Source organism: Micromonospora tarapacensis (genome assembly GCF_019697375.1).
Taxonomy (GTDB): Bacteria; Actinomycetota; Actinomycetes; order Mycobacteriales; family Micromonosporaceae; genus Micromonospora; species Micromonospora tarapacensis.
The window spans coordinates 4,091,116-4,113,902 of the sequence record NZ_JAHCDI010000004.1 but is presented as its reverse complement, the minus strand read 5'-3'; the positions used below and the strand labels follow the sequence as shown (position 1 = coordinate 4,113,902).

19 protein-coding genes are annotated in these 22,787 nt (G+C 68.5%); 6 read left to right on the top strand and 13 right to left on the bottom strand.

Going from position 1 to position 22,787, the window contains the following annotated elements:
- Positions 1-16: 16 nt before the first annotated feature.
- The 3 genes from KIF24_RS24630 to KIF24_RS24620 all read right to left on the bottom strand — a co-directional run bounded on the left by KIF24_RS24630 (position 17) and on the right by KIF24_RS24620 (position 2,727).
- Positions 17-451 carry a MerR family transcriptional regulator gene (locus tag KIF24_RS24630; protein ID WP_230415870.1) on the bottom strand — a complete coding sequence of 145 codons (435 nt, stop codon included), beginning with the start codon at positions 449-451 and terminating at the stop codon, positions 17-19.
- A 136-nt stretch (positions 452-587) separates the two neighbouring features.
- Complete coding sequence (locus KIF24_RS24625) at positions 588-1,550, bottom strand: ADP-ribosylglycohydrolase family protein (RefSeq protein WP_331461397.1); 963 nt, start codon at positions 1,548-1,550, stop codon at positions 588-590.
- A gap of 226 nt (positions 1,551-1,776) precedes the next feature.
- Positions 1,777-2,727 (bottom strand): ADP-ribosylglycohydrolase family protein, encoded by a 951-nt coding sequence (locus KIF24_RS24620; protein WP_221086063.1) that lies wholly within the window; start codon positions 2,725-2,727, stop codon positions 1,777-1,779.
- 355 nt (positions 2,728-3,082) lie between these two features.
- On the opposite strand from KIF24_RS24620, the gene KIF24_RS24615 reads away from it, so the two are divergent.
- The 3 genes from KIF24_RS24615 (at position 3,083) to KIF24_RS24605 (ending at position 5,184) form a co-directional block, all read left to right on the top strand.
- Positions 3,083-3,796, top strand: a complete 714-nt coding sequence (locus tag KIF24_RS24615) for an ADP-ribosylglycohydrolase family protein (RefSeq protein WP_221086062.1) — start codon at positions 3,083-3,085, stop codon at positions 3,794-3,796.
- Between the two features lie 98 nt (positions 3,797-3,894).
- Positions 3,895-4,608: a polyamine aminopropyltransferase gene (locus KIF24_RS24610; RefSeq protein WP_221086061.1), complete on the top strand. Its 714-nt coding sequence runs from the start codon at positions 3,895-3,897 to the stop codon at positions 4,606-4,608.
- Positions 4,609-4,965: 357 nt separating this feature from the next.
- The gene (locus KIF24_RS24605; protein WP_221086060.1) at positions 4,966-5,184 is read left to right on the top strand and encodes a hypothetical protein; all 219 of its coding nucleotides are present in this window, start codon (positions 4,966-4,968) and stop codon (positions 5,182-5,184) included.
- 20 nt (positions 5,185-5,204) lie between these two features.
- On the opposite strand, the gene KIF24_RS24600 is transcribed toward KIF24_RS24605, so the two are convergent.
- Positions 5,205-5,918: a hypothetical protein gene (locus KIF24_RS24600; RefSeq protein ID WP_221086059.1), complete on the bottom strand. Its 714-nt coding sequence runs from the start codon at positions 5,916-5,918 to the stop codon at positions 5,205-5,207.
- Positions 5,919-6,021: 103 nt separating this feature from the next.
- Positions 6,022-7,266, bottom strand: a complete 1,245-nt coding sequence (locus KIF24_RS24595; RefSeq protein WP_221086058.1) for an MFS transporter — start codon at positions 7,264-7,266, stop codon at positions 6,022-6,024.
- 241 nt (positions 7,267-7,507) lie between these two features.
- Here KIF24_RS24595 and KIF24_RS24590 point away from each other — a divergent pair, with 241 nt between their 5' ends.
- The 3 genes from KIF24_RS24590 (at position 7,508) to KIF24_RS24580 (ending at position 9,998) form a co-directional block, all read left to right on the top strand.
- Positions 7,508-8,164, top strand: coding sequence for a TetR/AcrR family transcriptional regulator (locus KIF24_RS24590; RefSeq protein ID WP_221086057.1), 657 nt, complete (start codon positions 7,508-7,510; stop codon positions 8,162-8,164).
- The gene (locus tag KIF24_RS24585; protein ID WP_221086056.1) at positions 8,161-8,922 is read left to right on the top strand and encodes a VOC family protein; all 762 of its coding nucleotides are present in this window, start codon (positions 8,161-8,163) and stop codon (positions 8,920-8,922) included. Before KIF24_RS24590 ends, KIF24_RS24585 begins: the two co-directional genes overlap by 4 nt.
- Before the next feature lie 614 nt (positions 8,923-9,536).
- Positions 9,537-9,998, top strand: a complete 462-nt coding sequence (locus KIF24_RS24580; RefSeq protein ID WP_221086055.1) for a phosphotransferase family protein — start codon at positions 9,537-9,539, stop codon at positions 9,996-9,998.
- Positions 9,999-10,314: 316 nt separating this feature from the next.
- Here KIF24_RS24580 and fxlM (KIF24_RS24575) read toward each other — a convergent pair whose 3' ends face one another.
- From fxlM (KIF24_RS24575) to KIF24_RS24540, 8 genes are all read right to left on the bottom strand, one after another.
- The gene (gene fxlM, locus KIF24_RS24575) at positions 10,315-11,556 is read right to left on the bottom strand and encodes a methyltransferase, FxLD system (RefSeq protein WP_221086054.1); all 1,242 of its coding nucleotides are present in this window, start codon (positions 11,554-11,556) and stop codon (positions 10,315-10,317) included.
- 290 nt (positions 11,557-11,846) lie between these two features.
- Positions 11,847-12,938 (bottom strand): hypothetical protein, encoded by a 1,092-nt coding sequence (locus KIF24_RS24570; protein WP_230415869.1) that lies wholly within the window; start codon positions 12,936-12,938, stop codon positions 11,847-11,849.
- 130 nt (positions 12,939-13,068) lie between these two features.
- Entirely contained in the window at positions 13,069-15,150 is a 2,082-nt protein-coding gene (fxlM, locus tag KIF24_RS24565; protein WP_221086052.1) for a methyltransferase, FxLD system, read from the bottom strand.
- A 14-nt stretch (positions 15,151-15,164) separates the two neighbouring features.
- Positions 15,165-16,427 carry a lanthionine synthetase C family protein gene (locus KIF24_RS24560; RefSeq protein WP_221086051.1) on the bottom strand — a complete coding sequence of 421 codons (1,263 nt, stop codon included), beginning with the start codon at positions 16,425-16,427 and terminating at the stop codon, positions 15,165-15,167.
- Positions 16,424-19,441, bottom strand: a complete 3,018-nt coding sequence (locus tag KIF24_RS24555; protein WP_221086050.1) for a lantibiotic dehydratase — start codon at positions 19,439-19,441, stop codon at positions 16,424-16,426. The genes KIF24_RS24560 and KIF24_RS24555 overlap by 4 nt, the downstream gene beginning before the upstream one ends.
- A 108-nt stretch (positions 19,442-19,549) precedes the next feature.
- Positions 19,550-19,684 (bottom strand): FxLD family lanthipeptide, encoded by a 135-nt coding sequence (locus KIF24_RS24550; RefSeq protein ID WP_221086049.1) that lies wholly within the window; start codon positions 19,682-19,684, stop codon positions 19,550-19,552.
- A gap of 428 nt (positions 19,685-20,112) precedes the next feature.
- A complete protein-coding gene (locus tag KIF24_RS24545) occupies positions 20,113-21,051 on the bottom strand; it encodes an ATP-grasp domain-containing protein (RefSeq protein ID WP_221086048.1) in 939 nt (312 codons plus the stop codon).
- A 118-nt stretch (positions 21,052-21,169) separates the two neighbouring features.
- On the bottom strand, positions 21,170-22,672 hold the full coding sequence (locus KIF24_RS24540) for an IMP dehydrogenase (RefSeq protein WP_221086047.1): 1,503 nt from the start codon (positions 22,670-22,672) through the stop codon (positions 21,170-21,172).
- Positions 22,673-22,787: the final 115 nt, after the last annotated feature.

The following is a 22,787-nucleotide window of genomic DNA, read 5'->3' as shown; positions in this document are numbered from 1 at the left end:
GTTGTCGCCCGGGAGGTCAGTGCGTCGTGGTGGCGGCGGGCTGGCCCGCGCCTTCCAACTCGTCGATGTGCTGGCCGAGCGTGGCGGCGAACTCCTCGGCAATGTCCAACTGCCTGCGCAGCGTCTCACAGCGCGCCTGCACGGCGGAGCGGTATTCGAGCAGCGTGCTCAGGAGCCGGGTCCGCTCGGCCTTCGGCAGCCGGGCGCCGCTGCCGAGCCGGTCGACGATCTCCAACAGTTCGCGCATCTGGTCCAGCGAGAAGTCCAGCGGCTTCATCCGCTTGACCACCTGGAGCCGGTCGACGTCCTCGTCGGTGTAGAGGCGGAAGCCACCCTGACTGCGTGCCGACGGGACGACCAGGTCCACCTCTTCGTAGTAGCGGATGGTCCGCAGGCTCAGGCCGGTCCGTTCAGCGACCTCACCGATCTGCATCAACGCGTTGCCGGCCATGGCGCCGCATCCCTCCCTTGATCAACCCACCGTCCGATCATGTCGGACCGCTCACCCTGCTGTCGAACACTCGCCAGCCTAATGGCCGGTACCGACCCGCCATGTGACGCCGGCACTCCGGACCGCGCCCTCAACGTCACGTCCGGCCAATCGGAGACCTGGCCCCGGCGTCGAGGCCAGCCAGGGCACTACCCACCGCCCAGATCCGGGCGGACGACTCCACCCGCAGGCCCCAGAGCACCGGAACGTCGCTCTCACCCCGACGAGCACCGCAGATCGCCGCGGCCATCGCCGCGATGGTGTCCGTGTCACCACCCATGCAGATGGCGAACCGCACCACCTCCCGCGGCCACTCCGGGCTCACCAGAAAAGCCGCCAACGCCGCCGGCACGGACTCCACCGCGCTGACCGCGTTGCCGACCGTCTCCGCAACCTGCCGCGGACCGGCGCCCCTACGGGTGAGCGCACCCACCTGGGAGAGCGCGCCGCGGAACTCCGGCGTCTGGACATGCGCCGCGATGGCGGCGAGGAAGGCGTCGGCGTCGACCGGCTCCGGTCCCGACGACCGGGCGGCGATCGCCACCGCGACCGCCTGCGCGACCGCGCCGTCCTGCGCCCACGGATGGGCGTGGGTGACCTCGGCCGCGCGACGCGCCCGGGCCGCGACCGAGGACAGACCCAGGCCGGGCACCAGGCCTACCGGCGCCACCCGCATCGCCGCGCCGTTCCCGTACGACCCCTTCCCGTCGAACAGTTCGGTCGACGTCCGCGACCACGGGATTCCGGAGACGAGGCGGGCGAACTGGCCGCCAGCAGCCCGTCCGTACCCGCGATCGGGTTCGCGTGACCACTCCACAGCGAACTCCGTCGCCAGCTCATCCTGGTCAACCGTGCCCTGACGGCGGGTCAGATGGTCAGCCAGCACCAACATCAGCGCGGTGTCGTCGGTCCACCGCAGCCGGTGCGGCGGCGTCTCCAACCGCCGGCGCACCTCCGCCACGTCCACGTCGACGGCGCCTTCGTACGGCGCCCCCAGTGCGTCCGCGCACGCGGCCAACATGATCGACCCACGGACCCGCTGTGACCAGGAGGCACGCACGTTCAACGAACCCACTGTCACCACCACCTACTCCGCATTCCGACACTCTACCTTCACGGAAGAGTAGGGCAATGGGAGGTGGCGTCCGACCCGCGCGCCAAGTGGGCATGCCCGGGACCGCTGCCCCTCGATCGGAGGTGGTGGCCCCGCGAAGCCGGGCCTTGGGGGAAGGGGGCCGGCGTCGCGGGGCCGTTCAATAAGGTCTGGGCAGTTGCTCTGATCCCGCTCAGGCCGGCGACGACGGTAACGGCACGGCGGAGCCGGTCGCGGCGGCAAGTTCGTCCCCGATATCGCAGATCAGCTCGCGACAGCGCAGGCGTCGCAGCCAGGGGGCCGGGATCGCCGTCCCGCCGGTGCGTGTGGCGGTGAGAGCTCCCGCCATCGTGGCGACCTCGGCCGCGGGGCCGGTCAGCGTCACGGCGTACCTGATGGCCGCGGCGGGGTTGTCCGGTTGGTGAAGGAAGGCGGCCAGGGCGGCGAGAACCGATGACTGTGCCGTGCCGTCGAGGTCAAGCCGAGCCCGTACGTCGGCGGCGGTCCGGTCGCCGACGACGGCCGCCTGCGAGAGTCGGTCGCCGAACGCGCCGTCGGCGGTCAGGTGGGCCAGTTGGTGGACGAACCGGTTGTGATCGAGCGGGCGTGATGTGCCGGACTGGTGGACGAGTGCCACCGCGCAGGCCAGTCCGACCGCCGCTTCCTGCGCTCTCGGATCCGTTTCGGTGACCGCGGCGACCAGTCGCGCCCGGGCGGCGATCCTGGGCAGTGGCAGCGGTGACAGGCCCACCGGAATGACCGCGCAGACGGTGCCGCGCTCCGTGACCTTGCCGTCATTGCGTCGATGCTCGCGGGTGAGGGTGTTCAACACCTCCCGCGGGCGGGGAGGGCAGCCGTCGCCGAACCTCGCCTCCCGCATGCGCCGCAGGTGTGCCACCAGATCGGTCGTGTCGAGTCGTTGGCCGGTCATGACGCTGAGGTATCGGGCGTGGAGCAACATCCTGGCGGTGGTGTCGGTGCACGGCAGCGGAGCGTCGGAGCGGGAGAGGTCGTCGAACGTGCCGTCGCCAGCGGGTCCGGCCTCGTCGAGCAGGCTGCCCAGCGCCTGCCCGCAGGCCGCTGCGAGCAGGCAACCGCGTATCCGCAGCCGGGCGCGGCCCGTCGAATGGTCGGGGCGGCTCATCCCACAGACATTACCCTCACGTCAGATTAGAGTCTAGGCTAGTCGCGGAGTCGACTGCCTGGCGACAGAAGCCGCGCCCCCATTCGTGGTCATCGGGGTTGTCCACCAGCGTGGCGACCGCATCACTATCGTGACGTAAGAGTTAGGTTCGGTGAGAATGAGTGCTGGTCGAGGAACGGCGGATCGGGTGACGACAGGCCCGGATCGTGCGGGTCGCATCCGGGGCACCCTCCTGCTCGCCGCCTGTGCCGACGCCCTGAGCCAAAAGCCGCCGGCCATCGGCGGGCGGAAGGCGGCCGATGGTGATATTCGGTTCCCCTTGCGGTTCGGATCCGTCACCCTCCGAATGCTGACGTTGGCCCGACCTCTCGCCGAGCATCGGCGGGAGGTCGATGGGCGACGGTTGGCCGAACAGTTGGCCGTGGTACCAGCACCGGCCGGCGCCGACGTCGGCCGATCACCGCAGGTCGGTGGAGTGCCCGGGTCGCCAGCGGCCTGGATCGCCCCGGTTGGTCTGCTCCCCGACGCTCCGCTGCCCGTCATCGAGGCGATGGCCCGCCGGATCACCGCTGCCGTAACCGATGATGACGCCATGGAGGCCGACGTCGCCGCCGTCCAGGCCGTCGCGGTGGCAATCGCGACGCGGGGCTGTGCCGGCGATCCGCTCCGGCCGGATGATCTCGGTGTCATCCTGGCCAGTCATGCCCGGCGTCCGGAGACGGTCCACGCGCTGCAGAGCGTCGTCTCTCTGGCGGGGCAGCGGCTCGACCCTGACCGGCTGGCGCAGCGGTTCGATCGTCACCACCCGGCGGTCCGCCCGCTCGCCGTGGCACTGGCGATCTTCCTCACCCATCCGGACGAGCCGGCCGCGGCCGTGGCGGCGGGTTTGCTCGCGCACGGGCCAGGAGGTGTCACCGCCACCATGACGGCGGCGATGTGTGGCGCCCGCCTCGGTGATCGCGCGACACCCGTCGGCTGGGGGTCCCGGCTACAGTCGTCGCTGCTGGTCTGGACGGCCGCCCAAGAACTGGCCCGGTCCGCCCCCACCCCCAGTGAACGGCGAGGGTGAGCAAGAGCATTGCTGTACTGCGCTGGCCACTGAAGGCACCCTCATGATCCGCATCCGCATTTCGGTGAGCGCAAGGCAGGCAGAAAGGCAGACCGCCGATGAGCCGTCGCTTCGAGGAGATCGACTGGCGTGAAACGCCGATCGGCGCGATCAGCCTGCGGCGACGGCGGGACCCGGCCCTCGACGTCGACGTCTACGAGGTGAAGCTCGACGACGAGTACCTGATGTCGAGTCTGTTCACGGTGGCCGAGGTCGAACTCGCCCGGCTCGCCCTGGCCGAGCTGCACGAGGCTGACCTCGACGTTGTCGTCGGCGGTCTCGGTCTCGGGTACACCGCCGGGGCCGTCCTGGACGACCCGCGGGTACGGACGCTGACCGTGGTCGAGGCGCTGGGCGAGGTGATCTCCTGGCATCGGCAGGGTGTGTTGCCCCTGGCCGCACGGCTCACCGGGGATCCGCGCTGTCGTCTGGTGCGGGGTGACTTCTTCGCGCTGGTGAACGACCCGGCCGGTCTTGATCCGCAGACGCCCGGTCGACGTTTCCACGCCATCGTGGTCGACATCGACCACACGCCGCGACACGTCTTGAACCCGAGCCACGACGGGTTCTACACCCCTGCCGGCCTGCGTCGCCTAGCCGCCCACCTCCGGCCGGGTGGCGTGTTCGCGCTCTGGTCGGATGATCCGCCCGACGACGACTTCACCGCCACGCTCGCCGAGGTGTTCCCCGCCGTGCGGGCGCATGTCGTCAGGTTCTCCAACCATCTGACGGGCGGCGAGGCTGCCAACACCGTCTACGTCGCCGGTCGGTAGCCCCGGCCGGGCGGCCAGACGCAGCCCGCACCTACCGCCCGAGCGCAACGACTCCCGCGGTGCCGGGTCAACACTGCCCAGCCCTGTGGGTCTGACCGCTCGGGCAGCGCCCTGGTAGCCCAGGTGTGTGTCGCGTGTCGCCGCCGGGTGGACGGCGGCCGGCATGGAGGTGCCGTGATCAAGGACCGCCATGCGTCCGCCTTTCCTTGCTTCGCTGGGCGCTCGTCGCCCCGAGGCCCGGCCTGTGACGGTCAGTCGGCGTACCGACTGTTCCCGGAAAGAGGTGGCCGGGACATTTGAAGATCTCGGCAACGGGTAGCTGACGGACGCAGGGACGACCGGGTGAGAGGAGAAATGATGACCGCCAGCGTGACCGCGACCCATGACGTGCAGTACAACGTGATCAGCCTGCTGTATCACACCTTGCAGGAGGCCGACACGCTGCAGCAGTACATCGACGACGCCCGCAGCAGTGGCGATGATGCGGCGGCACAGTTCTTCATGCAGGTGCAGGCGGACGACCGCGACCGCGCCCAGCAGGCGAAGGACCTGCTACGCAACCAGATGATGGGCTGACGGTGATGACCCGCACAGGGTCACTTCGTTGTGTCGACGGCCATCCGGCCGGTGGGTCGACGAGTGTTCCCGGCACGGGCGCGTGCCCGCCGGGCGATCGTGCCGTAGGCGGCGGCCGCGATCATCGACACCGCCAGCCCGGTGCCGGCGACGATCAGCTGCGTTCGCAGGATCGACATCCGGGAGGCGTCGACGCCGCCCTCGTCGAGTACCTCCACGCCGATCGCTTCGCCAGGGCCAGGCTGGTGCGGCCGTTGCCTGCCCGCGACCTCCTCATCGATCAGCCCAATCACCGCCGCAGCGGTGCGGATCGCCTCGTCCGAGGAGCGTGCGGCGACGTCGACGGTCAGGATGGCGCCCCGGTCCACCTGGCTGATCTCATAGTCCGGGTCTCCGCCGGCCAGGCGTACGCGCTCGCGGACCTGCGCAGCGGAGACCGCCACGGCGACGGCCCGGGCCATGCCGGCCTCGCCGACCGTCAGCCACGGGTTGCCTGGTTCGGGCGGGCGTCCCGCCACCGGTTTCGGGATCTTGGCGGTCGGCGGCACGAGCAGCACCGTCGCCGACATCTTGTACTCCGGCTGCATCATTGCGCCGGTCAGCGCGACCGCGCCGATCGTCGCCAACAGGCCAGGTACTGAGACGTACCAGCGCCGTACCGCGACCAGGAGCCATCCCAGGATGTCGATCGGTTTCCCCTTGCCGCTGGGGCCGTCGCGAGGGGTGACGGGCACATGTCTCGCAGCCTACCCTTCCGTAAGAGGTGGGTCGGACGCTGTCGTTTGTGGACGGCCTTCCTCGCCTTGCTGGCGTGGAGGTGGCGCCGGCCAGCGTCGACTATCCGCTGTCGCGGGCCACGGCCACGGTGTCCGGCGCCGTCGGCTCGTCGATCGGGTCAGGCTCTGGGACGCGTAGTCGGAGCAGCGCCAACACCATGCCGGTGGTGCCGGCCGCCGCGATCAGCGCGCCGGTGGTGACGGAGGTGGCCTCGATCAGGGGGCCGAAGACCAGCGGCGAGGCGAACTGGCCGCCGAACAGGGCGGTGGCCTGAAGTGAGGTCGCCACCCCGCGCTGTTCGGGTGGGGCGGCGTGGTCGATCAGGACGGTCAGCGTCGGCATGGCGATGCCGATGCCGATCCCGGTCAGGATCGGTACCAGCAGCAGGAGCAGTGGGTGACCGGCGAAGGCGAAGACGACGAACGCGGCGGTCCAGGCCAGCGCCGAGACCCGCAGCAGGGACGGGTAGGAGAGACGGGTCCGCAGCCGGGGGTAGGCCAGACCGGCCAGGCTGGCGGTCGCCGAGGAGAGGACCACGCCGTAGAGCGCCACCAGGAGCGTGTCCTGGATGCCGAGCTGGTCCAGCCGGCGAGGGAGGAACACCGCGAGCACCATCATCAGTCCGGCGGTGGCGACCCAGATCGCGCAGAGCCCCAGTAGCAGTGGCCGGGCCCGGAGCAGGCGGAACGCCTCACCCCGTCCACGGCGGCGCGGCCCGGTCGTGGCATGCGGGTCGGCGGCGGGGTTCGGCAGGGCCAGCAGGGCGGCCAGACCCAGGGGTACGCCGATGAGGTAGATGGCGAACGGGGCGTGCCAGGACAGGTGTCCGAGCGCGCCGGCCAGCAGTGGATAAGCGAACCCGCCGGCGCTGGTCGCGGTGGTGCGCCAGCCCATCACCCGATCCCGCTCCGGCCCTCGGTAGAGGGCGAGCATGGCGACGGTGGAGCAGGTGAACACCGCCGCCGCGCCGGTGCCGAGTACCAGCCGGGAGGCGAGCAGTGCCGGTAGGGAGGTGGTGAACATTCCGGCCGCGCCGCCGAGGCCGTACAGGACCAGCCCGACGGCCAGTGGGATTCGGGGCCCGTAGTGGTCGGTGGCCTTGCCGGCCAGTGGGCTGACCAGGGCGATGGCCAGGCTGTGCGAGGTGAGGATGAGCCCGGCCGCGGTGCCGCTTATCCCGAGGTTCTGCCGGATGACCTCGATGATCGGAGCGATCGTCGCCCCGCCCATCACCCCGAGGGTGGAGGCCAGCAACAGCACCGACAGGACCGCTCGCGGACGTCCGCCTACCAGAGGTGACGTCATGCCGGCACCAGGATGCCTCGCGGGCGGCCGAGGTTGCCGGTCCTCTCCGGTTCTGACCCACGAGGATGCGTGCGGACGGAGTAAGTGGTCATGCCGGGCACCTTTCAGTGCGTCGGTACGGAGCAGCCGGATCCCCGGGGAACGCCCGGCAGTGAAATGAGACTGAGTACCAGTTTGCCATGAGTGTCGAACCGGCTCCAGTGTCATTCCGCTCTCAGGTCTGTTTTGCTAGGCTCGTCTCGTGGCAGCCACGTCCCCTACTCCCGACGACGCCCTGCCCTTGCGACAGCGCAAAAAGCAGCGCACCCGCCGGCTGTTGGCCGACGCCGCGCTCACGCTGTTCAGTGAGCGTGGGTTCGACCGGGTGACACTTGAGGAACTCGCCGCGCACGCCGAGATCGCCCGCAGCACGTTCTTCCGCTACTACCCGAGCAAGGAAGACGTGGCGATGGCCGCCGAGGGCGAGCTGTGGGACGCCTACACCACCCACTTCGCCCATGGCACTGGCCGCGGACCAGCCTTGCAGACGCTGCGGACGTCCCTGATCGCCGCCATCGAGAGCATGGACGACAACTGGGAACGCCGGTTCCTCGCCACCCGCCGCCTCGCCGCCGGAAACCCGGTGCTGCGCGACCACAGCATCCTGTCCTCCATCAAGGTGCAGACCCGGCTGGTCGAGGTCCTCGAGAAACGCCTCGACGCCGACGGCCGGTACGACGTACGTCTACGGCTGCTCGGCGAACTCGCCCTCAGCGCCTGGCGGTGCGGAGCCCGCAACTGGATCGCCGGACGCGGCTACGAGGGCCGCCAATGGCCCGGCGGACGCGACGTCCTGGCCCGCCGGGTGGCGGAAGCCTTCGACGCCATCCCTCCCAGCCTCACCGTGGAACTGCCGTGACCGCCCACACCGAGACGACCGGCCTGGGAGCATCCGGCGAGTTCTGCTGGATGGACATCAAGACCCGCGACATCCCGGCCACTGCGGACTTCTTCTCGTCCGTGCTGGACTGGCGCTTCGCCGTCGACGAAACCGACTGGCGCCGCGCCACGAAAATCCGCTACGGCGGTCACTGGATCGGCAGCGTGAGTGACCTCTCGACACCGATCTACCCGCCCGGCCTCCCCGCCCACGTCGCCTTCTACCTGTCGGTCGACGACGTCGACCGCTGCACGGCCCAGGCGGCGGCGCATGGCGCACAACTCGTGCTCGCCCCGTTCGACGCCGCCGACCAGGGACGTATGTCCACCATGCTCGACCCGGTCGGCGCGGCATTCTCCCTCTGGCAACCCCGCGAGTTCACCGGATGGCAGTTCCCACCAGGGCTGCCCGATGGACCCCACCGGATGGCCCTCGTCTGCGAACGCCCGGACCAGACCGAACACTTCTACCGGCACGCACTCGGCCTACCGGTCGGACACGCCGACTTCCTGCCACCGACGGCCGGCGCCGCGCCAACCCCGCAGTGGGAACTCGTCATCGGCGTACCCGACCTGGACGCCGTCGCCACCCGCGCTCGCCGACACGGCGGCGACGTGATGGCGTGGTCCCCACGGGCAGGGCGGGCCGCGATGCGGCTGAGCAGCACCGAAGGACTCACGTTCCACGTCACGGCCGCAGCAGACCGACCCGGGCATGTCCCACCCACACGCACATGATCCGCCGCCCCGGCGCCGGATGCCAGATCGTCGGGCCTACCCGCGTACCGAGCCATGCCCGCTGTGACCGCAGTCCACGTTCTCCGGTGTTGACACTGATCAGGCCGGAGTAGCCGCAGCCAACTGGTCCTCGACGAACGGCCGACAGCCCCGACCCCCCATCGACTCCAACGGCCATCCGCCGGACTTGCGTGCCCGACCGAGTCTGCGGCGATCCGAAGCCCGCGCCCTGAACCCGCCTGCGGGCTGGGACGGCTTCCACCGCGGCTGTCTTCCACCCGCAGCCTCCTGCTGCGTAAGCACGACAGGCTCTCGCGGACTTTTCCGACTGCGGCTGATCTGACGCCGGACTTCTCCGCCGGGTTTGCCGGCGTCGAGGACGAGGCGGGCGGTGGCTTCGGCCGCGGCACGCTGCGACTCGAGTGCGCCCAGCTTGAAGTGGATATCGCACAGCGACTGTTAGACATCGGGAGCCCGGTGGCCGCGCGGGAAGCTCCCGAGGTCTTCGTCCGGGACGACTACGCGGTCACCCTGTGGACCTACTACGAACCGGCGACTACTCAAGCGATCCCACCCGCGGACTAAGCCAGAGCGCTCGACGTCTGCACGCCGGAATGCGCCGGGTCGACCTGCCCACCCCGCACTTCACGGACCGGGTTTCCGAGGCCCAGACGCTCGTGGCCGATCACGACCGGACCCCGAAGCTGGCCGACGGGGACCGGGTCTTTCTCGCCAGCACGTTGGACCGCCTGCGCCGAACGGTTAGCGATAGCGGCCGGCCCGAACAGCTCCTGCACGGCGAACCTCACCCGGGCAACCTCCTCTCGACCCCGGTCGGCCTGCTCTTCATCGACTTCGAGACGTGCTGCCGGGGGCCGATCGAGTTCGACCTGGCCCACGCACCCGACGAGGTCGGCGACCTCTATCCGGGCGTCGATCACCACCTATTCCGAGATTGCCGAACCCTCATGCTGGCGATGATCACTACGTGGCCCGGGGATCGCGACCAATTCCCCGACGGCCACAGGCTCGGCATCGAGTGGCTGAACGAACTCCGGAAGGCGACGGCTCGGTAAATTACGAGGCACTGTCATCGGCTGCAGAAGCGGATACGCCACGTGGTCGATGCCGAGTCGCTGGTGACGGATCGTTACGACGGTCGCCGACCCGTTCCTGTGAGTCTCGCTGAGTCCGCTGGTTCCCTCGCGGAGGTTGATGCGGACGTGCACCGGTCGTCCCGTCGTCCGTCTGCGCGACGCTGTGCACGTTCGTCTGGACCTACCCGTGCAAGTTGGGCATGTATCCCGACAGCCGCAGCATTGCGCACCCTCTGATATCCGACTCTCCCAGTAAACTGCGGGGGGAACCGTTCGATGCGCGACGGGCCGGCGGTCATCGCGGCTCCCCCGAGACGGGCCAGGTGACGGTAATCGTGGCGTGGCGGCGGGTTACGAGCAGCTGGGGTCTATCTGGTTTAGGCGGGTGTGTGCCGGTGGGGTGCACGGTGATCTTCGGACCGGGGCCATGCCGGTGGTCGTGATCCCAGACCGTGATGAGGTCGACCATGTCGGCGGTGAGGGTGTCGGCATCGGATCCGAAGCCGTGGGCGCCGAACTGCCAGGTGGTGTCGTCGAGCTTCCGCATCGCGAGGTGGGCGAAGCTGTCGGCGGTGAGCAGGGTCGGGCAGACGAACCGGTCTTGAGGGTCTACCAGGCCGGCGGCGCGCTCGCGATCTACGGCGAGAGCGCCGAAGGGCCGGGGTTGGCTGGCCAGCCACAGGTGCAGCGACTCGAAAGAAGAGCCTTCCCTCATCGTGATGGTGACCGGCGACCATGCCTCCAGCCGCGGCGAGTGCAGCGCCGAGGCGAGTGCGTCCAGGTTCACCTCGGTGGTGGTGTCGTCCAGGATCACGACGACGTCGTCGCCGCGCAGGCCCAGGCGGCGGGTGGGATTGCGTCCGTTTCCCTGCATCGGCACGAACCCGCATTGCAGTGCCGCAGTGGCGAGAAGATGATCCTCGTGGTGTCGTAGGGTGAGGCACCGGGTCATGCCGCGCATCCGCAGCGGCACGATGAGAACACCGGCCGGGGCGAGTTGGTCGAGCCAGGCCGGTGGAAGGTCCGGTGTCTCCACGGTGACGATGATGGCGTCATACGGGGCACTGGGCTGGTGTGCGTACTCGCCGTCGCCGTGTACCACCGTCACTTGCCGGTAGCCGGCACGGTCCAAGCCGATGCGGGCGCGGTCGATGATGTCGGTGTCGATGTCGAGGGTGACGACCTTGCCTTCGGGGCCGACGACGTCGGCGATCAGCGCGGCGTTGTAGCCGCCGGAGCCGACTTCAAGGACCCGGGCGCCGGGCCGCAGCCTGGCTTGCTCCAGCATGTAGGCTTGGAGCCACGGCGCGGAGATCGAACTCGTCGCGCGCCCGTCCGGGCCGCGTCTGGTGATGACGACGTCGTCGGCGTACGCGGCGTTGATGCTGACGCCGTCGGTCGCGAACAGATGTCGCGGCACCCGGCGAAACGCTGCCTCCACCGCTGGCGAGGTGATCCTCCGGTCGGCGAGGAGTTGGTCGGCGAGCCGGGCGCGGGCTTCATCCGCAGAGACGGTGTCGAGCGCGGAACCAGCCATGGGTTGACCTCCGTGAGCGGGCGTCGGTGGGGATGCGGATGCGCGGCGACAATATCGGGCGCATGTGACAAAACGCGCCCGGCCTGGAGTCGCCTCGTGGGGAGGTCCCCGGCCTCCCGCCCGTCGCCCTACCAGCGGAAGGCCGTGAGCGCCTGGCTGCCGCCACGAGCCTTACCGTCGTGCAGGGCGTGAAGTCGACAAGGAACCTCGGCATTTCGTGATTGGCCTCGAACTTCAATAGCGCCCTAGCGATATATGCGTCACGTCCGCAGTCTTCTCGGAAACGGGATTCAACGGTTGGTTTGGGTGTTGCGTATCACGGTTGCGGCCAGGTCGAGTGCCGACGAGAGAGCGCGGCGGACCGATTCCGGAAGTTGTCCAAGGCCGAGGCCGCTTGCGCTGATCATCTGCCGTAGCAAGCCGTGGTGTTCGGGACCAACGGCTGGGTGGTTGAGGAGATCACGCGCCGCGTTGGCGTCCTGTTCCTGGATCACCTCTGTGGCCAGACGATCGATCAGGCTGGCTGCAACGGTTGCGGAAAGGGCGGGGGAGAGGTCGAGGATGGTGAGGACTAGTCGGGTGCGAAATACGGAGAGTCCGGAACCTAGCGCCATATTTGATGCTCGGCCGATCAATTCTAAGTGGTCGGTTCGGCTTCGATCGCCGAGGGTGGCTGATCTCCAGGTATATAGGAGATCGCGTACTAGTTCCTCCCACGGGTGCTCGATCGTGGTCCGGTTGAGGACGGCGGTAGCTGAGGGGGTGTTGCCGTCGATGAGGTGGGCCACGACGGCGACCTGTCGCCCGTCGCGCAGAGTGGCCCCGATTCCGTCGTACCGTTGGACATGCGTCATGGCGTCGGCCCACCGGCCGGCGATGGCGAGGGCGCGGGTTCCATCGGAGAGCAGGACGTTACGGAGCCAGTTGGCGATCTGTTCGCGTTCCTTGGCCTCCGCAGGGAGCTGTCGAGGATGTATCTCCAGTCGGTCAATGACAATGGGGTCGCTGTTGACAACCGCCTGGTAGAGGTCGGTGAGCAGGCGGTGCGCACTTTCTCCGTCGCCGGCGCGAATGCGAAGGCGGGCGATATTGACGACTGGTTCGAGAGCAAACCGGGCGGTGTACCCGTTGAGAAGGGTGTGGCTGAGGTACAGGTTCGCGTGCCGGTGGCACCAGATGTCGGCAAGTTCTGCGTCTGCGCAATCGGAGGCGACGAGAGCGGCTCCGTTGAACACCATGGACGCCTTCTCCGGGTCGTGTTCGCGGTGGGCGGTCTCGGCGAGCCCGGCGAGTCGCATTACCCGTGCGTCGAGCGGTTTGGCTGGCGGGCGTTTGCGGGCGATGAGGGGGAATCGGGTGGCGATGGTCGGGGCGACGGGCATGGGTGTCCTCATCTGCTGCGGAAGGCCGTGCCTTGGCGCGAGGGGGTGCGATTGGCTGCGGTGGTGGCTATGCACGCCGGCCGCTCGCATCGCGTCGCCGGGGCGGGGACCCCGCCCCGGCGACGCGCGGTCAGAAGGAGATCGTGAGGACCGTGTCGGGTCGGCTGATGTCGCCGGTCTGGACCGGTCGGGTTCCCGCGCGGTGGGCGGTGACGGTGGGCTGATTGGGACGGCCCGCCTCGTCCCACTGGTCGAGCAGGTCAGTCAGTTCCGCGGCGAGCTTGTCGGCCTCGGGTCCGTTGGCGATGGCGCCCAGTTCGTGCTGGCCGTCGCCGGTCTCTTGAAGGGCGAGGTAGGCGATGGTGCCGCCGTGGTAGATGGCGGCTCCGGCCCATCGGTAGGCGGGGGCGCCCAGTCCGTTGGTACGGGCGGTGTCGCCCACGCGGAGACGGCCGAACGGCTTGCTGGCGTTTACGAAGAGCCACAGGTCGAGGTGGCCGATGGGGGCGTCGTCGGTTACCTGGATACCGGTCCAGCGTTCGTACCGAGGGTGGTTGAGGGCGCGGGCGAGGGCGGCGCGGTCGGGTTGGTCGGCGGCGTCGAGTTTGAGGACCACGTCGGAGTCCAAGCGGACGTGCTGGTCGGCGTGCTCGGCCGTGCCGCGCATAGGCACGAACCCGCAGACCAGCGGTGTCGTGGTGCTGACCAGTGTGGTGGGGCCGGTGCGGTCGAAGGCGAAGCATCGGGTCAGGCCGCTCTCGTGCACGCGCAGCGGGACGACGATTCGGCCCTGGTCAGCGAGTTGGTCCCACCAGGCTGCGGAGATGTCCCACGCTCCAGCGGTGATGATGGCACGGTCGTACGGGGCGGACTCGGGGTAGCCGAAGGCACCGTCGCCGCAGATCACCTCGACTGTGTCGTAGCCGGCGCGGTCGAGGCCGGCGCGGGCGCCATCGGCGAGGTCCTGATCGAGCTCGATCGTAGTGACCGTGCCGCCAGGGCTGGTCAGCTCGGCGAGGAGGGCGGCGTTGATGCCGGTGGCCGCGCCGATCTCCAGGACGTGGTCTCCGGGTTGCGGGTCGAGTTGTTCGAGCATGTCCGCGACGAGGCTTGGGCTTGATGCCGACGACAGCGCGGCGCCGTTGGGGTCGCGTTTGGTGACGATCTGGCGGCGAGTGTAGACGGTTTCCAGGTCGACGCCGGGGAGGAACCGCTCGCGGGGCACCGTCCGGAATGCCTGCTCGACGGAGTCGGAGCCGATATGGCCGCGCTGCTTGAGGGTGGCGACGAGCTGTTCGCGCAGCGCGGCTGCATTGGGGCCTTCAGCTTCAGTTTGGGACGTATTCACCGCTTTGACCCTACTGTCGGTCGTCCCGGCGGAGTGGTAGCCGGGTGGGATGTCGGACGTGTGGAAGGTGACGTGTACGGCAGCTGTGGCCAGGAGCCAGGTATCGGTAGCCGAGATACCGAGCCGGTTGAACAGGAACAGGACGTGGTGGGTCAGCACGCCGCGCAGGTCGCGGGTCAGTGTGCCGTGCCGGTCGAGGAACCCGAGGTCTCGGCCAGCCTGCTCGTGCGCCCTCGGCCATGAAGGAGCGGCGCTCAACGGGCTGCGCGGCGTGTCGTCGCTGGCGGTGACCAAACGCTGCACGGCGGCGATCAGCCCGGGTCTCGGCGCGGGCGCGTGAGGTTGGTGCCGGCGGGTGGCGATATGCCGCCAGACATCGCCTTGTTCGGAGAATTCCAGGCCGGCGGCGCGCGTGAGGCGGGTGGCGAGCAGCACGCCAAGCTCTCGTCGGTGGTCGCCACCGGCGGCGAGGTGGCCGAGGATGTGGCGGCTGTCGGCGTGGAAGAGGGTGTGGGCGATCGTCATCGCGTGGTCGCCGCCGAAAGCGTACGCCTCGGGCAGGTAGAAGGGCTCGGCGACATCGCGGATCCGGTCGTCCGCAGTGATGCCGGCAAGCAATGCGTAGACCCGGGGGAGCCGACCGCCGGGCAGCAGCCGCAGTCGCCACGTCTCGGACTTGCGGACGAACCAGAACGCACTGATCACACCGTCGTCCTCGGCGGCGGCGAGCGCGGGGGCAAGCCGAGCCGTGGCGTACTCCTCAGCCGTTCGCCAGTCGGCGAAGGTCAGGTTCACCTGGCGCCACCGGCTGACCGGCCCTGCATCCGGTGGCGGCTTGGTGTCGGACTCGGGATCGAGGTCCATGACGCTCTCCTCGTCTAGTTGATCAGCAGGCTCGTGGACCAGTGGATATCGGTGCCGGTAGTGAAGGTGTGCAGAGTGAGGGCGATGCCGGCGGGGCCAGAGATCAGGCCAGATGATGCGGAGGTGGGGTTGGTGGCGTGTTGGACCAGCAGGCGCATCAGGTGGGGCACGGCGGCGGGCAGGCTGGTGTCGCGGGCGTCGGCGGCGGCGTACCAGAGGGTGGCGGCGAGTCCTGCCCAGCCGTGGCACAGCGCCGGGTCGATGATCCGGCTGAGCTGGACGGGGTCGGCCAGACAGCGGGCCAGCGCGTCTTCTGCCGCCTGCCACCGGCCGGGCTCGCCGAGGGCGAGCCCGGCGAGCTGCTGGGCGCGGGCGATACCCGGGGTGCCGTAGCACCAGGATGGCCGCGCCGGGCCGTTCACGGCGGGCTGCCCGGCGTGCATCTCCGCGACAGTGATCTTCTCGGGCCACCAGGGGCCCGCCGGGCTCGCCTGCTGCCACCTGTCCAGCCACGAGCAGATCCGGCCGATCGCCTCGGTCTGTCCCGGCACCCGGATGTCCTGCCGCATAGCCAGAGCCAGCAGGGCCAGGGGACCGGTGATGCCGTGCGCCATGCCGACGTTGGCATGTCCGCCCCGCTCAGGATTCTCGTCATCGGGTGGGTCCGCGCTCCACCAACCCGGTGCGAGCCGGCCTGCTTCGTCGTCGGCGTCGACCGGCTCGGTGAGCCGCACCAGGTACGCCAGCACCCGGCGCAGCACGTCGCTGTCAGGGAAGCGGCGCAGCAGGTGGGCTCCCAGGCCGGTCAGCCCGCGTACGAGGTCGAACTCCGACAGTGAGGGCCGGGCGGCTACCGCGAGGCGTGCCTCGGCAGCGGCGAGCCGACGCTCGGTCAGTTCCGCGACGGCGTGATCCAGGGCGTCCAGGGCGGCCGGCCGGGCGTGTGGCATGGCCGTGGTCAGTGCGTGGGTGACAGCGGGTGCACCGAACCACAGCCCGGCTCCGGTGCCGTTGTTCAGCGTCTCCTCGCTTGCGCGGCGCAGCCACGCACGGACCGGTTCCCATCCACCGTGACCCGTCTGCGCGCGCACCCCGTGCAGGATCGCCATCCCGGCGGCCCCTTTGGACAGCGATTGGCCGTACCAGCGCGTGCTGCACGGCCCGTAGTCGACACCGGCGGGATGTGCGGGCGGGGGCTCGGTCAGGGTGTCGGTGATGCAGGAGGCCATCGTCTCCGCCGCTCGTAGCAGCGGCGTGGCAAGCAGGGTGACGGTCATCGGGAAGCTCCTGTGGTGCGAACGCGGCGACGGACCGCCGCCAGCGCGATGTGGCGGGCGAGCCGATACGTGACCTGCTCGGCGGCTTCGTCCGGACCGTGCGCGCGAACGAAGTGCAGGTGCATCAGCGACGTAAGTACCGCTGTCGGAGTCAGCGGGCTGCCGGAGGCGGACAACGCATCGGCGTACCGCGCCGCAGCCCGGGATCGCTCCTGCCATGCGCGCTGGACCGGGCCAGGCACCGACGTCGGATCCAGGATGACCGCCTGGCGTAGGACGCCCTGGTCGATCGGCGCCTGCCCGGGGTGTTCCGGCCGGGCGACGAGCCACTCGCAGCCGTCGGTGCGGCTGCCGAGCATCGCAGCGGCCAGGTCGATCATGCTCGCGGCGGTCAGCGCCTGCTGGTTGAGCTGAGAGTCGTCCTTGGCCGCCATCTGGACCACCGCGGCGCGGGAGTCCGCGGCGAACAACTCCTCGGCTGCGGACATCGCCTGGCCGTCGCCGTACCGGCCGGTCTCGGGTCGGTAGGTGTCCAAGCGCAGATCACCCGCGAGTCTCTGCCGCCGAAGCGCGACAGCCCACCGGCCGACTCTGACCGCCGCGTCACCGTAGTTGTCGGTGTGCAGCCGAAGCCGTAGGTGCGCGAACGGACGGCGCATGCGGATGAACCACCACATCGGCGGCTGAGGCCAGTCGGCGAACAGCGCTGGCAGCCCGCGCCGCAACACCAACTCCACCATCGACGGCTCGACGGCGAGCGATCCGGACAGCAACCCGCTCGCCCCGGGCAGAACCGAGTCGGCGGCAGCAGGAGGCGGCCACGAGCCACGGGTAGCGACTGCGGCCGGCGCCGCAGCCGGAGCGGCGGTGGAGGCGACTGGTACGACGATCTCGTGCGCTCGGCTGGACAGCCACCCGTAGTCCTCCGGCCCCGCCGCCTCAGCGACGGTGACCGCCGCGTTGCTGGTGTCGAGGTGGGCGCGCAGCAGCGACCGGTCCATAACCTGATCGAGGTCGAGCCGGAGTCGCTGGTCGCCGTTGCCTACCTGCACCCACCTCGGCAGCCGCAGCCTCTCCCGCAGCGTCTCCCACGCCGCCGACCATTCCCCGTCGCTGGCGTCGGCGCCGGGCAGCCGAGCCGGGTCGACCCGCCAACGCGCCGCGGACAGGAGAACCCGGCCGTACCGCAGGGTGGGCCGAAACGGCAGACAGGACGCCGCGCCCCAGTCGAACGGCTTGAGCCGGGCGTCCAATGCTCGCGGTAGCTCGACGAGGAACCGGCCGAGCAGTGGCATGGTGTGCACGGCGGCGGCGTGCGCCACGGTGGGCTCGACCACTCGACGCCGCGAAATCGACACCAGGACCAACCGATCGACGTCAGCAGCCACGCCGAGGTCGTCGAGGCCAATCACGTCGCCGGCAACAGGGCGGTGCTCGGCCATGCTGACCAGCCACGGAAGTACCTGCGGGGAACTGAGCACGTTCTGGGCATGCAGCCTGCGCGGCGGGAAGCTCACCTGCGCGGGCATGGCCCCTTCCACCGCGACCGGAAGGCGCGCGAACTCCCCACGCATCCGTTCCCGCTCGGCATACGGCAGCATGTCGAGGAAGCGTCCACCCGTCGCCATCGCCGACCGGCCCATACCCGTCACCGCGACCACGAACCGACCTTCCTCCAGCGCGCGCAACGACACCGCGCGCACCTCCGCCGACACGTCGACATGCGGACTGACAAGGCCCTCATCATGATCTGGGCCGGCGAGCGCCCACACCGCCGCATCATCGAGGACCATCTCACGGACACCGTCGATCACCGCCTGCTGCGCCAACGCCAACAAGCGCTCATCCCGACGGGACAACGGCGCCACCGCCGGGGAATCGACGTCCCCGAAGTGCTCCGGGTAACCCAGGCCAGCCACCGGATCGACCACCTCGGCAAGCGGCACCACCGACGCCATCCCGTACCGATTGACAAACCGAGCATGGTATCCACGCCACTCCGACCGACCCGCCGGATGCGACGTCAGCCGCCGCAGCACCTCCACCGCCGCGATGATTTCCGTGGCCACCTGATGCGGCACGACGACCTGATCCCCGAGCCGAAGATCCACCGCCAACGGCTGCCGACCCACCGCCAACTCCCGCATCCGAGCGGCCAGCCCACGAAAGTCCGTCGCCCGGCCTGTGGTGGCACCGAGACGGCCGTGCAGCGAACGAAGCTCCTGAACCGTCTGCCCACCTCTGGTTTGCGGGACGGTGTCAAGCTGGTCCAGGACGTGCTTGAGCGGGTCTGTGCAGGTAGATGGCGGCCGGAGAGCAGAGATCAACACACCCTGATCGACCAGGGAGGCAACCAGCACCTCAGCCGACGCACGCGGAAACTCCGGATAGCTGGCGGCAATCTTGTCGACCAGTTCAGCCCAGAGCATCGGCCCGGAAGCAAGGGTCATCGCCAGCCGCACCGCCTCGGTACGCCGTACCGAGGACGTCCCCCCGCTGGGTGCGGAGGCGTGGGGCCGGCGCTCCACGAGGATCCGAAGCCCAGACACCCGCACCAGGTTGTTCGCCTGGACGTACAAGCCGCAGCGTACGTCCGGATCGGCCTCAAGCCGCGCGACCAGCGACGCGAACCACTCCGCGTCCGGCCGTACGCGGACCGCCGACCGCTCCGAGGGCGTCACCGCAGCCACCGTGCCGAAGCGCAGCGTCGCCACACCCGAGAACAACCCGAACGGCGTCGCCCGTCGCTGAGCGCGCACCAGGTACCGCGCCAACGCCAACACCAACCGCCACCCCCGGGCAGCGTCCAAGGTCCCGCCAGCGAGAGCCGCCTCCACACGGTCAACGAACCCAGGGCTCGCCACCCAGACCGTATCCACCAAGCCGACCTTCCAGGTCGCTCGAAGCCAGGCATCAATACCGACCGGATCATGCCGGTCCGGCCAGGGCACCCCGTGACCCGGCCAGGAATGAGCTGCGACCCGGACGGTGCCGGCATCAACCGCATGAAACACGACAGCCTCCTGCCGTCAACATCGCTCCCTTGCGAAACCTGCCTGACGTGGGCGCCGGTTCCGGCGGGCGTACGGGGGGCCGTCCGCCGGAACCGGCAGGAGTGACGCCTAGCAGTCGCTGCCCTTCACGGTGTCGCAGCCGTCATCCGTGTCCGCCGGCAACGCGGCGGCGACCGGCCCCTCCGTGACGATCTCCACGTCGAGCTGGAACGGGTCTTCGCTGACAGTGAGCAGGTTGTCCATGACTGGTCCCTTCAACGAGACTTGCGATGGGTGGGCAGGTAGCCCCCGCGGCTATCTGCGCGTTGACCACGTTGCGGACGGCGGAACCAGTCCCGGCAGCTGATCCGGGCCGCGCATTGTGATGGTTGATGTAACCGACTGCACTGCCAACCATTACAGAACGCATTGATCCTGGGAATACCGACCTTCGGTCCGACCTTGCGTCCCGACCTTGGGGCCGACCTGGTTCTGAACTGCTCAAGAGCGTGCTCTAACGCCAGCGCGCGTTCTGCGATGGCCACGATGCGATCAGGAGCATCCACCATGGGCGCGGCCGAGATCATTACTGCCGCAAGACGTAGAGGCTGGAGCGTTCAAGAACGCTAAACGCCGCGCACCTCGGAAAGCGCTGGGTAGATCAACGGCCCTCGCTTGGGAACGCTTTCGCGTCACAGGAGCGTTCTGGCCCAATCGAAGAAGGCATCGCTCAGGCGGGTGCGTTCGGGATCAGGCAGGGCTGAGTACCCACCAAATCCGCTGCTCCACTCGTTGACTACTGGACCTTTTTCGCCCAGGAGCCAATCAACTTGCAGACAGGCTGCGTCGAGGCTGTCGGCGATGCGCAGAGTTGCCGACTGGATGTCCATATCTGTTGCTCTGATCGCATTGGCCCCACCCTGGCTGATGTTGGCCAAATAGTGTCCGGGGGAGGGTGAGCGGTGTTGCGTCGCGGTGATCTCTCGGTTGATTACGTAAACCCTCAAGTCGCCCGAGTTGGGGATGAATGGCTGCACGACATATCCCATTCCGGCTTGAGCCGTCACGTCAAGGATGGCGGAAAGTTGCTCGATGCCGTCGACTTTCATGACGCCGAATCCCATGCCCATCTCTCGGGGCTTCACAATATACGGTCCCGGACCGAGTTGCTGCTCGATTAAAGGGGTTGCGGTGCGGGCGTAGCGGCCAAACGGTATTGCCACAGTAGGCGGGGTTGGCAGCCCGAGTCGTGAGGCTCGCTGGGTGATGGCGAGCTTATCCGTTGACAGGTACTCCGCGTCGGTGAATGAGCGGTTCAGGAGAACCGAATCACTTTCCCGTACTGTGCGGCAGACCGCTTTTAGGTGATGGGCGGTCTGGGGATCCCAACTAAAATCGTCGACTTGGAAGAGCTGCCTTGTCCGGAGCAGGTTCTCTCCGTGGCGCCAAAGCTGCGGCTGGCCCACGCAGCTTGGCGACAGCTCGTTGATAGGGATGGCGCGGAAGCGAAATCCGGCTCGCGTTGCCGCTTCCGAGGATGCGGCGAAGAAGTGATTAGTGGCTTTCGTGAGATAGTCCGGATCGAAATCGTCGGTGCGATAGATGACGGTGAGCGTTGGTCTCGTGGTCATCGATCCTCTCCTGACTGCCCAATACGTTCACTTCAACGTCGGCCAACACTTCAGTAACCGCGATGTTCGGTGACATAGACGGAAGGGCGCAGCTTCCTGGAGGTTCTGTGGTTCGCGTTTACTGCCCTGGGTCGCTCGGCCGGTCGCGAAGTTGAATTTCGGCGGTGTTTTGCAGGTAACTCTGATGTGATACGGGCACCAGGACCGCGTTCTCGTGGAAGGCGCGTAGCGAGGTTGAGCCGCAACTGATCATTGTCGCTTTGAGCTTGGCGATGGTCATCGTGACGGTGTCGTACATGCTGCCGGCGTACGGGACGTAGCCGTCGACGCCTTCCTCGAAGACGAGGTGCTGCTCGCCCCCCTGGTCGTAGCGAGACCAGTTCCGGGCTCGCTGAGAGCCTTCGCCCCAGTATTCCTTGAAGAGTTGGCCGTTGACACGAACCAGCTTGGAAGGGCTTTCCGCGAAGCGAGCGAAGTAGCGGCCGAGCATGATGAAGTCTGTGCCCAGTGCGAACGCGATCGCCATGTGGTAGTCGCTCAGCAGGCCGCCATCGCAACAGATTGGGATGTAGACGCCGGTTTCCTTGGCGTAGGCGTCGCGCTCGGTCACGACGTCTATCAGTGCTGACGCCTGGCCGCGGCCGATGCCTTTTTGGTCCCGGGTGATGCAGATGGAGCCGCCGCCGATCCCGACCTTGATGAAGTCGGCTCCGGCGTCGGCGAGGTAGCGGAAGGCGCGTCCGTCGACGACGTTGCCGGCTCCGATAGGGGTTTGGTCTCCGAATTCGCCCTTGACGTATTGGAGCGTGTTGCGTTGCCAGACGGAGTATCCGTCGGAGGAATCGATGCACAGGACGTCGGCTCCGGCCCGGACGAGGGCGGGGATGCGTTCTTTGTAGTCGTGGGTGTTGACGCCTGCTCCGACCCGGAACCGCTTGTCGCTGTCGATCGTCTCGTTCTGGAAGGTCTTGTGGAGTTCGTAGTCGCGACGCAGGACGATGGACTCCAGTCTTCCGTTGTCGGCGACCACGGGAAGTACGTCGAGGCGGTTGTCCCAGATCATCGCGTTGGCCTGGGAGAGCGAGATCGAGGGATCGGCGACGACGAGCGACTTGGCGGGCTGCATGCGCGATTCGACGGAGTCGTTCAGGTCGTGGCGCTTGGGGTGAAAGTCGCGGGTGGAGATCAGTCCGAGGAAGGTTCCGTGAGGTGTGCCGTCGTCGGTGACCGCGGCGATGTCGCGCTCGGCCGCCCGTAGGAGTCTGGCGACCTCGCCGAGCGTCGCGGTTGGTTTGATGTTGATGTCGCTGTGTCGAAATCCGGCCTTGTGTTGCTTGACGTTGCTGACCATTTCCGCCTGGGCGGTGATTGGTTGGTTGTGATGGATGAAGCCGAGCCCTCCGCACTGCGCGAGCGAGATCGTCATGCGGGGTGAGGAGACCGCTCCCATGATGGCGCTGACCAGGGGGACGGCGATCCGGATCGGCGACTGTTCGCCGAGGCGGTGCCGTACCAGCGGTGCGCTGAGGTCGACATTCCCGGGTGTGCAGTCCTCGGTGGTGAGGTTGGGGACGAGCAGGTATTCGTTGAGCGTCCGGGAAGTTTCGTCGAGGATTTTCACGCGATCTCCTTGCTCCGCGAGCTATGTGCATTGGCGGTTGCGGCAGGTTATCAGTCGGGGCCTGTTGGACCGCTGATTCCCGTGAGTGTTGCCGCAGCCGCCCGCCGTACCAGTG